Origin of the sequence: Mesobacillus campisalis, assembly GCF_000986785.1 — a bacterium.
Taxonomy (GTDB): Bacteria; Bacillota; Bacilli; order Bacillales; family Cytobacillaceae; genus Mesobacillus_B; species Mesobacillus_B campisalis.
On record NZ_LAYY01000017.1, the window covers coordinates 21939 to 33840 of the forward strand.

The following is an 11902-nucleotide window of genomic DNA, read 5'->3' on the forward strand; positions in this document are numbered from 1 at the left end:
GATGTACGGACAGCAAAGCCAGCAGCAGAATCAGCAAATGAATGACCAGGCAATTGCCACAGAATTTTTATTGTCTTCGAAATCGGCGATACTTGGGTATGCCGCAGCCATTACCGAAACGGCCACTCCGGAGTTAAAATCGACACTTCGTGACCACCTTAACAGAGCTATCTATGCCCATGACCAAATCAGCAAGTATATGATATCCAAAGGATACTATCACCCGCATGACATCGACGAGCAAATCAGGGTTGATCTTCAGGCAACTCAATCCACCCTGGGGTTGACACATTAAAGGAGGAAGTTACATGGCGACACAATATATGGGTTATCATGAGACACTGGATTTGCACGAAATCATGATGTTCAAAAACCTGTGCCTGACCAAAAGTTCTTCCATGAACGCTTTGGTCCAGGATGAGGAGCTTGGCAGGATCCTCTCAAGAGATATTGATAAAACATCAAAGCAAATCAACAGGCTCCAGCAGTTCATTACCGACAGGGGGGCGCAATCTTGAACCAGTTTATGCAAAATATGGCGGGGATGGGCGGCATGACGAACCAGGTCATTGCGACGGATTTTTTATTTGCAGTAAAGTCCGATATTAAAATGCTGGCCGCTGCCATTGCAGAATCCCATACCCCGGAAGTCAGGGAAACGCTGACCCAGTATTTAAATGATTCGATTGATAAGCATCAGGAAATAACCGATTATATGGTATCAAAAGGGTTTTATTATCCAAACGACCTAGCCAAACAGCTTGGCGTTGATTTGCAGGCTGCAGCAACGGCATCAAGCCTCGCCCAGAACCAAAACCAGGGCCAAAACCAAAACCAGAACCAGGGCCAGAACAGTATGGGACAAAATGCCATGAACCAGAATGGTATGGGCCAGAACCAAGGCCAGAACCAAGGCCAGAACCAGCGACAAAGCATGAACAGTCAAAATCAGGACCAGGGCTTCGTCCAAAACCAAAATCAAAACCAAAGTCACTACCATAATCAGGTTGTCGCTCAACACCCAAATCCTAATGATTCACAGAATTTACAGTAGAGCCGTCACCGTTTAAAAGGACCAGCAAGATGATGCATCTTGGGTCCTTTTCATTTTGCTGTTATACATAAGGAAGTGAGCAATTTCCATGCCAAATTTTACACTCTGCCAATCCTTTTTGGGGGCACATACAAAGCCGTCAGGGAGACGATAATACACTTGTTTGGAAAACAAAAAAAGGAGTGTTATCTATGCCATTTGGTGCCCATGAAGCCATGGAGATTCATGAAATTCTGAATGAAAAAGTGAATGCGATCAGTCATTTCAACCTTTATGCGACGCAGACAAAGAATCCGGAGCTCAAAGAAATGATTACCCGTCATCTCCAGGCTGCCATTGAATCCTATGACGCAATTGTCGCCTACACACATGATTACCATACATTCTCGCCAGTACCTGCAAATACGAATATCAGCCAGGTAAGGCCGGAACAAATCCAGTATGGACTGAACAATCCAACGATGGTGGCGCCTGAAACCAATGCTTCATTAAATGATTTTGAGGTAGCTTCCGCGATGCTTCTTTGCCATAAGAACAGCGCAAATAACAGCATGAAGGCATCGCTGGAAATGGCTGATCCAAACCTTCGGCAAATGCTTGTAAATAGTGCAGTCAATTGCTCCAACCAAGCCTATGAAGTATTTTTATACATGAATAACCAGGGCCTCTACCAGGTCCCTAAAATCAAAGACCATACAGCGAAAACCTACCTGCACAGCTACCAGCCTTCAGGAGAATCTTTAAAAGCCCAGTATGCTGTAAATCCGGGCCAGAGCCAGGGCTATGACCAGTCAGCAATGGCGTTCATGAACACGAGCCAGCATATGGGGCAAACAGGATCAACAGCTTCCCAGCATCTTCAGGGGCAACAGATGACTCAGAATACTCACAACAATGTTTCCTATATGAACAGAACAGGATCGGCAGGGATGATGGGGCAGCAAGCCAATCAGCCACCGAAACAAACGCTGTCTGATTATGGCCATATGTTTTCAGGAGGCATAAAACCCGGAAGCCAGCAGGGAATGCAGCAATACCGCGGCTCCCACTAATATGACAGAAAGGGGACAGATGGTCTGTCCCTTTTTTGTACTGTTCTCTTACAGTTATGACCTAACTAAGGATATTTATTGACAAAATATACAAAATATTTTAATCTTTTATGTAAACCTTATATAGTTTTTAGTTAACACAAATTACATAAAAAAATGAGGCTAATTGGAGGTTGTGAAATGAGCAACTGGATGGTGCTTGCAGAGCAAGTAATAGCGGGAAATGAAATATCAAATGAGGAGGCCCTAGGCATTCTGGATTGTCCTGATGATGATATCCTGCCGCTAATGCATGCGGCTTTTCAAATCCGCAAACGTTATTTTGGGAAAAAGGTGAAGCTGAACATGATCATGAATGCCAAATCCGGCCTTTGTCCGGAGAACTGCGGCTATTGTTCGCAGTCATCAATCAGCACAGCGCCGATTACAGAATATAGAATGGTAGATAAAGAGACAATCGTTGAAGGAGCAAAACGCGCCTACGAAATGAATGTTGGCACCTATTGCATTGTTGCTAGCGGAAGAGGACCATCCAACCGCGACGTCGACAAGGTTGTTGAGGCTGTTAAGGAAATTAAAGATTCATATGGTTTAAAGGTTTGTGCCTGCCTTGGCATTTTAAAGCCTGAGCAAGCGTTGCGCTTGAAAGAAGCCGGTGTGGACAGATACAACCATAACATCAACACATCAGCAAGCAACCATGCCAATATCACTACTTCGCACACCTATGATGACCGTGTCAATACTGTCGGGATGGTAAAAGCTTCAGGAATGTCGCCATGTTCCGGGGTGATTGTCGGCATGAAAGAGACAAGGCAGGATGTAGTGGATATGGCGTCGAGTTTAAAAGCCCTTGATGCTGATTCGATTCCTGTAAATTTCCTGCATGCCATTGATGGCACTCCATTGGAAGGAACAAAAGAGTTAAATCCGTTATATTGTTTAAAAGTGCTCGCCCTTTTCCGCTTTATCAATCCCACAAAGGAAATCCGCATTTCAGGCGGCCGGGAAGTCAACCTCCGGTCCCTGCAGCCGCTTGGCTTGTTTGCGGCCAACTCTGTCTTTGTCGGCGATTACTTGACGACCGCTGGCCAGGAGGAAAGCGAGGACTACAGAATGCTCCGCGACCTCGGCTTTGAAATTGAATCCGTCGAGGAAATGAAAGCCAGCCTGGCTTAAAAGCTCGGAAATTCTGGTCCTTGTTCCTTCTTGAATTATCTGGTATGATGTAAAAAAAGAAATGGCCGTGTGTGACTGGCGAGAGCGGATAACCGCAAGGGAGCACATTGCATCGGAGCAAAGCCGTTCGCCTGGGCAGAGGTAAGGGAGTCCATCCCTTGCCTCTTTGTGCTTTTAAGGGGGTATGCTACAGCAAAGCGGCGGGAAAAGGGTCTGGAAAACAATATATATAAGGCAAAAATGGCGATTTATTAGAATTTTAAGGATGTATGCGCTTACGGTTTTTTTAAAGGTTTACTTACATGTTATTTAGTGATAATTTATTATTTATTCAGATTTATCGATAATAGCTTTTAGACTATACTATGATGCGAGAACAGGAAAAGGGGAGAGTAAGATGAGCACTGCAACTCTGGGAAAAGTGAAGACCATTAAAACATTGAACAATATTGCCCAATGCGGATTGAATGTATTCAACGATGCAAGCTACAGGGTCGATAATGACAGCGAGAATCCTGATGCCATCCTTTTGCGCAGCTTTAACATGCACAACATGGATTTTAGAGAAAATTTAAAAGCGATCGCCCGAGCAGGAGCTGGCGTCAACAATATTCCTGTCAGCAAATGCACGGAGAACGGCATTGTCGTTTTCAATACTCCAGGCGCCAATGCCAATGCAGTAAAGGAGCTGGTTCTAACCTGCCTGATGGCTTCTTCCCGGAACCTGTTTGCCGGAGTCTTCTGGACCAAATCACTTGCAGATGAGGGAGAGAATATCCCTAAGCTTGTCGAAGCGGGCAAAAAGCAATTTGTCGGAAAGGAAATCAAGGGAAAAACATTGGGTGTCATCGGACTTGGAGCAATCGGCGCTCTTGTAGCAAATGATGCGCTCGACCTGGACATGGATGTGATCGGCTTCGACCCGTTCATCTCCGTCGATACAGCCTGGGCCCTGTCCCGCAATGTACAGCGCGCGATGACGATTGAAGAACTGTACGCGAAATGTGACTATATTACTGTACATGTCCCGCTGACGGATGGCACAAGGGAAATGTTCAACAGCGAAACCTTCAGCATCATGAAGCCTGGTGTCCATATTTTGAACTTCTCCCGCGGAGAGCTGGTAAATGAAGAGGACATGAGGGAAGCTCTTGAAACCGGGACGGTTGGCAAGTATATCACCGACTTCCCAAATGAAAACGTCGTGAAAATGAAAAATGCTGTGCCAATTCCGCATCTTGGAGCTTCCACCCAGGAATCGGAAGAAAACTGTGCCCTTATGGCTGCCCGCCAAGTCAAAGAATTCCTGGAAACCGGGAATATTAAAAACTCGGTAAACTTTCCGAATGCATCACTGCCTTATACCGGAAAACGCCGTGTGGCCGCGTTCCACAAAAATGTGCCAAACATGGTAGGGCAAATCACATCCGCGATTTCAAGCTACGACCTGAACATTGCCGACATGGTAAACAGGAGCCGGGGAGACTACGCCTACACCATGATCGACATTGACAATAAAATCAACGGAGATACCGTTCCGGGGCTGCTCGCCAAAATCCAGCAAATCGATGGAATGGTCAGCATCCGCGTAATCTGAGCTAAATAATTATTGGCAATTAAAAGGTGATTCACTGCATGGAATGAATCACCTTTTTTTGGGTATCATCTATTTGTTGGAACCCGGGGAAGTGGAAGCCGAGTCTTCATGGGCACCAATAGGCTTCATTAGTGCCCAGGAAGAGGAATTCCAGCCCTCTAAGGGCTCCAATAGGCATCATGAGAAGGTTTGCATGCCATAAAAAAAGCAAGGCAGCTAAAAAGCTGTCTTGCCTTTTCTTATTTATGCGTTTGCTTCTCCATCCTGGTACACAGGAACCCAGCCTTCCTGAGTGATGAAAAGACGGACGGCAACGACTTTGCGGTCATCGGCCAGAGTGAAATAGTGGACGGTGTTTTCCGGAACGGAAATCAGGTCACCTGGGTCAAGGTGTACTTCAAAGAAGCGCCCGTCCGTTGCCTTGATGATGAACACTCCATGCCCGCTTACGATATAACGGACTTCGTCATCGGTATGAAGATGTTTGCGCTGGAAGTTCTTCAGCAGTTCATCAAGCTTTGGGTTGGAATCGGAAAGGGAAATCACATCTGCCGCCTTATAGCCGCGGCGCTCGGAAATGTCAGCAATTTCTGCTTTGAACGTTTCAAGGATTTCTTCCTTTTCAGCATCGCTTAAGTCGAACTTTTCGCGAAGGTTTTCGGAAAGCTTGCTGATATCCCAGTTTTCATAGATGACTTCCTGCTGCTGGAGAAATTCGGCTACCTCTTTTTGCTCTGTAATGGTTTCTTCTGATCCCTGAATTTTAATGATTGCCATGGTTATCTTCCTCTCTTATAAAAATGGTTTTGTTTGCAAAAGGGTGATTTTATATTGAAACAGGAACTCGCATGCTTCAAGCAATTTCTTCGCTTCAAAGCCGCTCCTGCCCCATACGGTAATGCCGTGGTTCCGGATCAGCACGGCACCTTTGTCGGCAGAGATATGCTCCGCGAATGTGTCTGCAAGCTTGGGAATATCCGCATGATTGTAAATAATCGGTATGGAAAGCAGGGCATCTTCCTCCCACGTGTCAAATGCCTTGATCAATTCCTGGCCTTGAAATTCCACTACGCCTTTATCACCGTAAAGTTCGGAAATTACATTGTTCGCCACGGTATGGACATGCAGGCTGCAGCCCGCCTGCGTTTTCCCGTAAACAGCGCAGTGCAGCAGGGTTTCCGCGGATGGTTTTAAGCGGGTTTCACCAACAGGTACTCCATCCCCGTCCACAAGAAGAAAATCTTCTGATGTCCGTTTGCGTTTATCTTTGCCGCTGGCCGTTACCAAAAATTGAAGCGGATCGCTTCCCGCCTTAATCGAAAGGTTGCCGCTGGTTCCCATGAACCAGTCTCGGGCCGCCAGTTCATCCTTGATATCGGCGAGCTCCTTCCACTTGGAAATCAGTTCACTCATACTTTCACCTCCATTTCTTTTTCAATGATCCTGATGCAATCATGGAAGGTGGAGAAGGGCTCGTATGGAATGCCCAATTCTTCACACTTCTTAATTAAATAATCCCTGGCGATAACGATATCAGCCATCTTTGCTGCTTCAATATCTGTGACCGAGTCGCCGATGACAATCGTTGTGTGACCTTCATCGGCAATTGTCCGGATTATGCTTGGCTTGCAGCAGCCGCACCCCTTGCCTGTACATGAATCATCACATGGGTGAGGGTAGGAAATCAAAATCTGCTTACCGGAGAAATCAGCCTCATTGCAATAAATGCCTTCAAACGGGCCAAAGGGTTCCAGTACGGGATAGACGAAAAAGTCAATGCCGCCGCTGACAATATAAAGTGGAATATGCTGCTTTTTTGCAAAAGCGACAAATTCACCAAAGCCTTCGCGAATCTTGGCATCCTGCAGCACGAAGGAGATAATCTCATCTTTTATCGACGAAGGAAGCAAGGATAACAGCTTCTGTACTCCTTCCTGGATGCTTATCTTCTGTTCCAGGATGGCGTCCTTGATGGCGTCCGCTTCCGGAGGAGCGAACTGCTTCATGATGTTGACGATATTGTCCTTGTTTGTAATCGTGCCGTCGAAATCACAAAAAATGACCGGCTTTTTCATTACTTTGTTCCCCATAATTCAAGCGCAGCCGCAAGTTCGGGATGTCTCGCCGACGCATCACTGAGCGTCATCCCGCCAAGTACGGCATCAACGGCCTGGCGAAATGCCTTTCCGCCTCCTGCAGCGCCTTGTGGATGGCCATGTACACCGCCGCCCGCATTGATGATTGAATCAATCCCAAAGTCCTCCATTAAAAGTGGCACAAGCCCAGGGTGAATTCCTGCTGAGGGAACTGGGAAGCTTCGCTTTAGCGGCGCCTCTTCTGTAAGCATTACACCTATTCCCAAAGCGGCCGATTTTTCAAGCGCGACGCTGCCGTATGGTGACGGGAACAAGGAGAAGTCAGCGCCGGCATAGCGGATCAGTTTCCCAAGAGCTAGCGGGCTGGATAGTCCATAAAAGACTGAAGAGGTAAAAGCACCGCTGAATGCAGGGTGAGCCATTAGCGGAAGGCTAATTTCATCATCTTCGGCAAGCTCCTGCAGTACATCCAGGCCATATGTATGGACATTGAACAGCAAAGCATCAGCACCAAGCTCGCGGGCTTTTCTCGCCTTGTCGCGCAGCTGTGATGTCCGGCCGGTTAGATTGACTGCATAAAGCGTACAATGTCCCGTTTGCTCATACACTTGCTGAAGCACCTCTTTTGATGCAGTGATTCTTTGTTCAAATGGTGTGAGAGGGTTCTCAAACAGGATTTCATCATCCTTGACAAGGTCAACTCCTCCGAGTGCCTGTTCCCTAAGCTGTGACGTCAGAAAGTCCAAGTCCCGTCCAATGACTCCTTTGAAAATGCTCATCACGAGAGGGCGGTCATATACATTTAGCAGACTGCGGATTCCATCGATTCCAAAACGGGGACCAGGGAAGTTTTCCAGGTAGCCGGGTGTAAATGATAAATCAATCAATTTAATTTGCCCGTCCAATGAAAGCTTTCCGAAAACCGTCGTCAGAATTGCCGGTAAGTCTGCCGAATAATTGGCGGTTGGATAGGAAATTTTAAGTTCTGCCTTTATTTGATCCTTGTGGACAGGATGGACGTCATGATGGAATTCCTGCACGGATTCAACCCGGCCCTTATGTTTTGCAAGCTGCTGCTGCTCCAAAAGCGGCAGGTCTGTCCATGAGCCAATCGTCAAACCAAGTGCTATTCCTTCTGCTTTTTTGGCACCCTGTCCTATTTTTGTATACGTGTGATACGTTGCTGTAATTTCACTCATCGTTAACCCTCCTGGCTGAAACGGCGATGTGCCATGCCCATAAAATAAATAAAACCTCTTCCAATAAGAAGAGGCTGCTCGATGACCATTCTTCTTATCTTTCAGCTGCTTGCTGCAAGAATTAGCACCGTGTCCTTTAAGGATCGGTTGCCGGGTATCATCGGGCTCGTCCCTCCACCTGCTCTTGATAAGAAATAAATTCAATTGTTGAAGCTTTCTAAATACAAGTGCTATTATCACACTGCGAATATTATTCTGTCAACTAGGACACTTTTAAAAATTTATAAAAATAGTTATTGACATTACCACGAGTGCAATGCTAGTATTTTCCTCAAGCAAAACATCGAAATCTGAATACATGAAACTCTTATCAAGAGCAGGCGGAGGGAGATTGGCCCGATGAAGCCCAGCAACCGACCGTAATACCGTTGTGAAACGGGGCGCAGAGAATATGCGCCGGGATTTTCCCGCAAGGCACGGTGCTAATTCCATTCAGAAAGGATTCTTTCTGAGAGATGAGAGGCAAGGAATATATTCTTAGCCTCTTTCAGTGTGAAAGAGGCTTTTTACTGTCTATCAATAAAAAACAGAATGATAAATGATTTTATGGAAGGAATGAAGGACATGGCGATTTTAGAAAAGCAGAAATATGAAGCATTGACAGAAGAAACCGCTGTACAGCTGGTAAAGGAACTAAACATCATTCCGGAGAGTGCGCAAGTAACCTGCCAGGAAATCGGCGATGGAAATCTTAACTATGTTTTTAAAATAAGGGATGAGGAAACAGGTAAAGGAGTTATCGTTAAACAGGCATTGCCTTATGCCAAGGTGGTTGGGGAAAGCTGGCCGCTTACGCTAAAAAGGGCGACAATTGAAGCGAACGCCTTAAAAAAACACGGCGAATTCGTTCCGAATCTCGTTCCGAAAGTCTACGCCACAGACGAAAACCTGGCGATAACCATTATGGAAGATCTATCGCATCTGACCATTGCCCGTACGGGACTGATAAATGGAGAAGCTTATCCGAAGCTATCTGGGGACATCGGGGAATACCTTGCCCGCACGCTGTTCTCAACATCCGATTTGGCTCTGCATCCTTTTGAAAAGAAAGCATTGGCCGTTGAATTCTCCAACCCTGAGCTTTGCAAGATTACCGAAGACCTAATCTTTACCGACCCATTCTTTGATCATGATACAAATGACTTTGAGCCGGAATTGCGCGGAGCTGTAGAAGGGTTATGGGAAAACAATCAACTGAGGCTTGAAGCTGCCAAGCTCAAGAAAAGTTTTGTCACGGAAGCGGAAGCGCTCCTGCACGGTGACCTGCACAGCGGCAGCATCTTTGCGAGTGAAACTGAAACAAAAGTAATTGACCCCGAATTTGCTTTTTACGGACCAATCGGATTTGATATCGGTTTGTTCTTAGGCAATCTAGTCTTTCAAGTGATTGTAAGAGAAGGAGAGAAGAAGACAATCGTTCTTGATCATATTGAAAACACCTGGAATGTGTTCTCTTCTGTATTATCACAATTATGGGAAAAGGAAAGTGTTGAACCATTCGCAAAAGTACCTGGGTATAAAGAGGCGTATTTCCAAAAAATATTCAGTGATACACTTGGATTTGCCGGCTGCGAACTGATTCGCCGCACCATCGGCCTTTCACATGTGAAAGACCTTGATGGCATAGAAGACAGTGAACAGCGCATCAGCGCCAAGAAAACGGCCTTGGCCACAGGCACAGCACTGATTTTGAAGCGAAATGAAATGACAGCAATTGAAGAAGTCATCACGTTCTTAAAGGAGAATTAATTATGTCCGTACCAACATCCATTAAGTGGGAAGACAACCAGCTTATTATTTTGGATCAGCAGAAATTGCCCCATGAAATGGTTTATCTTACCCTGAATTCAATAGAAGAAGTATTCGATGCCATTGTAAAATTGAAGGTCCGCGGAGCACCAGCCATCGGCATTACCGCTGCCTATGGCCTTGCTTTGGGGGCGAGTCGTCATGAAACGGAAAAGCTAGACGATTTCCTTGAGCTGCTGCAGGAAGACTTCAGGTATCTGGGAAGCTCCCGTCCGACAGCGGTTAATTTGTTCTGGGCGCTTGAAAGGCTGATGAGCGTTGCCCACAGCTCCACCAGCGTAAACGGAGCTAAGACGCTTTTGCTGGAAGAAGCGATCAAGATTCATGTTGAAGATGAAGCAACCTGCAAAAAGATTGGCGAATTTGGATTATCCTTGCTTGAAAACCGCAGAAGGGTGATGACCATCTGCAATGCGGGCTCAATTGCGACAGCGAAATACGGGACGGCATTGGCGCCATTCCATCTAGGTGCTGAAAAGGGAAAAGAGTTCGATGTTTTTGCCTGTGAAACGCGGCCCGTCTACCAGGGCGCAAGGCTGACAGTTTGGGAGCTGCAGCAATCAGGTGTCCCCGTTACGCTGATCACTGACAGCATGGCCGCCCATACGATCCATTCAAAAGGAATTGAAGCCATCATCGTAGGTGCTGACCGCATTGCGGCAAATGGCGATACAGCCAATAAAATTGGTACCCTGGGGCTGGCGATCCTCGCTAAGTCTTATAACATACCATTCTATGTGGCTGCCCCGTTTTCGACCTTCGATTTGTCCATTGACAGCGGTGCCCAAATTCCAATCGAGGAACGGAATTCAAGTGAAATCACCCATCTTGGTGAAATTGCGATCGCTCCAGAAAACACAAAGGTCTACAATCCAGCGTTTGATGTCACTCCTGCTGAATACATCACGGCCATCATTACGGAAAAAGGCATTATAAAGCCGGATTACAAAGAAAATATTGCGAAAATCCAGTAACTAGAGGACAGGTCATCCTGTCCTTTTTATTTGGATTTTTGAACTAACCCTAATCATTCCTAATGACGTAAAAAAGGGAAGGGTACGGTGAAGAATTTGTGCCAATCGCTCCTATTGACGCAAAAAAGGGAAAGGACGGCGGAGAATTTGCGCCAATCGCTTCCTATTGACGCAAAAAAGAGAGGGGAACGGCGGGGATTTGCGCTAATCGAACCTATTAACGCAAAAAAGAGAAGGGAAAAACGAAAATTTGCGCCAATCGCGCTTATTAACCAAAAATAGGTTGTCTGTAAATTAGTGGGAACTTTATTCAGTGATTATTTTACAGTGTACCTGTACATATATTGATACAAAACAGGTGAGGAGAATTATAAAATGAGAACTGAATGGAATCCGCAATTCCAAAAAGATGTTACTAATAATCAGAACGATGTCCGAGTGAACAATACCCTGCAGCTGACCATTCATTTTGGCGATGCCCTCAATATCGCAGGCCTTATTGTGGGAATCTACCTTTTTAAAAAGCTGATAGCTGCCAGGAAGAAACCTTCTGACGTATCTCTTGAAAACACATCCAAACCAACCGTGGAGCCAGCTGAACTATTTTACTATGAGCCAGTTCCAACTTCCAAATATTCCATCCATTAGGTCTTAGGCACATGCAAAAACAAAATAGGGCTTTCAATGTAAGAATTGTATGATAATATAAAGATAAATAAAAAATGAATAGTTCATTTACCACTAGGGGTGCCTTTACGGATAAATGGTCATTTATCCAAAAAGGCTGAGATCAAAGTGCGACTTTGGGACTCTAAGAACCTGATCTGGTTTGCACCAGCGGAGGGAAGTGGCGTCGTAAAAATGTCGACAGCATTCAGCATA

13 protein-coding genes and 4 riboswitches are annotated in these 11902 nt (G+C 45.8%); of the genes, 9 read left to right on the forward strand and 4 right to left on the reverse strand.

What is annotated here, in order from left to right:
• Position 1 precedes the first annotated feature (1 nt).
• The 6 genes from WQ57_RS15410 to WQ57_RS15435 all read left to right on the forward strand — a co-directional run bounded on the left by WQ57_RS15410 (position 2) and on the right by WQ57_RS15435 (position 4882).
• On the forward strand, positions 2-295 hold the full coding sequence (locus WQ57_RS15410; protein WP_046524658.1) for a spore coat protein: 294 nt from the start codon (positions 2-4) through the stop codon (positions 293-295).
• Between the two features lie 13 nt (positions 296-308).
• Positions 309-518: a hypothetical protein gene (locus WQ57_RS15415; protein ID WP_046524659.1), complete on the forward strand. Its 210-nt coding sequence runs from the start codon at positions 309-311 to the stop codon at positions 516-518.
• Complete coding sequence (locus tag WQ57_RS27430; protein WP_064537374.1) at positions 515-1054, forward strand: spore coat protein; 540 nt, start codon at positions 515-517, stop codon at positions 1052-1054. Before WQ57_RS15415 ends, WQ57_RS27430 begins: the two co-directional genes overlap by 4 nt.
• 191 nt (positions 1055-1245) lie before the next feature.
• Positions 1246-2106, forward strand: a complete 861-nt coding sequence (locus WQ57_RS25935; protein WP_064537376.1) for a spore coat protein — start codon at positions 1246-1248, stop codon at positions 2104-2106.
• A 180-nt stretch (positions 2107-2286) separates the two neighbouring features.
• On the forward strand, positions 2287-3285 hold the full coding sequence (bioB, locus tag WQ57_RS15430; protein ID WP_046524660.1) for a biotin synthase BioB: 999 nt from the start codon (positions 2287-2289) through the stop codon (positions 3283-3285).
• Between the two features lie 61 nt (positions 3286-3346).
• Positions 3347-3429: riboswitch (ZMP/ZTP riboswitch) on the forward strand.
• Between the two features lie 253 nt (positions 3430-3682).
• On the forward strand, positions 3683-4882 hold the full coding sequence (locus WQ57_RS15435) for a phosphoglycerate dehydrogenase (protein ID WP_046524661.1): 1200 nt from the start codon (positions 3683-3685) through the stop codon (positions 4880-4882).
• Positions 4883-5125: 243 nt separating this feature from the next.
• Here WQ57_RS15435 and WQ57_RS15440 read toward each other — a convergent pair whose 3' ends face one another.
• The 4 genes from WQ57_RS15440 to WQ57_RS15455 are packed head-to-tail and all read right to left on the reverse strand — an operon-like array spanning position 5126 to position 8177.
• Positions 5126-5659, reverse strand: coding sequence for a 1,2-dihydroxy-3-keto-5-methylthiopentene dioxygenase (locus WQ57_RS15440; protein ID WP_046524662.1), 534 nt, complete (start codon positions 5657-5659; stop codon positions 5126-5128).
• Positions 5660-5674: 15 nt separating this feature from the next.
• On the reverse strand, positions 5675-6295 hold the full coding sequence (locus WQ57_RS15445; RefSeq protein ID WP_046524663.1) for a methylthioribulose 1-phosphate dehydratase: 621 nt from the start codon (positions 6293-6295) through the stop codon (positions 5675-5677).
• Positions 6292-6957 carry a 2-hydroxy-3-keto-5-methylthiopentenyl-1-phosphate phosphatase gene (locus tag WQ57_RS15450; protein WP_046524664.1) on the reverse strand — a complete coding sequence of 222 codons (666 nt, stop codon included), beginning with the start codon at positions 6955-6957 and terminating at the stop codon, positions 6292-6294. The genes WQ57_RS15445 and WQ57_RS15450 overlap by 4 nt, the downstream gene beginning before the upstream one ends.
• Positions 6957-8177, reverse strand: a complete 1221-nt coding sequence (locus tag WQ57_RS15455) for a 2,3-diketo-5-methylthiopentyl-1-phosphate enolase (RefSeq protein WP_046524665.1) — start codon at positions 8175-8177, stop codon at positions 6957-6959. Before WQ57_RS15455 ends, WQ57_RS15450 begins: the two co-directional genes overlap by 1 nt.
• 91 nt (positions 8178-8268) lie before the next feature.
• Positions 8269-8371: riboswitch (SAM riboswitch) on the reverse strand.
• Positions 8372-8541: 170 nt separating this feature from the next.
• A riboswitch (SAM riboswitch) is annotated at positions 8542-8699 on the forward strand.
• Between the two features lie 102 nt (positions 8700-8801).
• On the opposite strand from WQ57_RS15455, the gene mtnK reads away from it, so the two are divergent.
• From mtnK to WQ57_RS15475, 3 genes are all read left to right on the forward strand, one after another.
• Positions 8802-9986 (forward strand): S-methyl-5-thioribose kinase, encoded by a 1185-nt coding sequence (gene mtnK / locus WQ57_RS15460; RefSeq protein WP_046524727.1) that lies wholly within the window; start codon positions 8802-8804, stop codon positions 9984-9986.
• A 2-nt stretch (positions 9987-9988) separates the two neighbouring features.
• A complete protein-coding gene (mtnA, locus tag WQ57_RS15465; protein WP_046524666.1) occupies positions 9989-11020 on the forward strand; it encodes an S-methyl-5-thioribose-1-phosphate isomerase in 1032 nt (343 codons plus the stop codon).
• A gap of 375 nt (positions 11021-11395) precedes the next feature.
• Positions 11396-11668, forward strand: a complete 273-nt coding sequence (locus WQ57_RS15475) for a hypothetical protein (protein WP_046524668.1) — start codon at positions 11396-11398, stop codon at positions 11666-11668.
• Positions 11669-11753: 85 nt separating this feature from the next.
• Positions 11754-11883: riboswitch (TPP riboswitch) on the forward strand.
• The last annotated feature ends 19 nt before the right edge of the window (positions 11884-11902 follow it).

Excerpts from the sequence above, each read along its gene's own strand:
- WQ57_RS15410 (WP_046524658.1), top strand. The coding sequence starts at position 2 with ATGTACGGACAGCAAAGCCAGCAGCAGAATCAGCAAATGAATGACCAG.
- WQ57_RS15415 (WP_046524659.1), top strand. The coding sequence starts at position 309 with ATGGCGACACAATATATGGGTTATCATGAGACACTGGATTTGCACGAA.
- WQ57_RS25935 (WP_064537376.1), top strand. The coding sequence starts at position 1,246 with ATGCCATTTGGTGCCCATGAAGCCATGGAGATTCATGAAATTCTGAAT.
- bioB (WP_046524660.1), top strand. The coding sequence starts at position 2,287 with ATGAGCAACTGGATGGTGCTTGCAGAGCAAGTAATAGCGGGAAATGAA.
- WQ57_RS15435 (WP_046524661.1), top strand. The coding sequence starts at position 3,683 with ATGAGCACTGCAACTCTGGGAAAAGTGAAGACCATTAAAACATTGAAC.
- WQ57_RS15440 (WP_046524662.1), bottom strand. The coding sequence starts at position 5,659 with ATGGCAATCATTAAAATTCAGGGATCAGAAGAAACCATTACAGAGCAA.
- WQ57_RS15445 (WP_046524663.1), bottom strand. The coding sequence starts at position 6,295 with ATGAGTGAACTGATTTCCAAGTGGAAGGAGCTCGCCGATATCAAGGAT.
- WQ57_RS15450 (WP_046524664.1), bottom strand. The coding sequence starts at position 6,957 with ATGAAAAAGCCGGTCATTTTTTGTGATTTCGACGGCACGATTACAAAC.
- WQ57_RS15455 (WP_046524665.1), bottom strand. The coding sequence starts at position 8,177 with ATGAGTGAAATTACAGCAACGTATCACACGTATACAAAAATAGGACAG.
- mtnK (WP_046524727.1), top strand. The coding sequence starts at position 8,802 with ATGGCGATTTTAGAAAAGCAGAAATATGAAGCATTGACAGAAGAAACC.
- mtnA (WP_046524666.1), top strand. The coding sequence starts at position 9,989 with ATGTCCGTACCAACATCCATTAAGTGGGAAGACAACCAGCTTATTATT.
- WQ57_RS15475 (WP_046524668.1), top strand. The coding sequence starts at position 11,396 with ATGAGAACTGAATGGAATCCGCAATTCCAAAAAGATGTTACTAATAAT.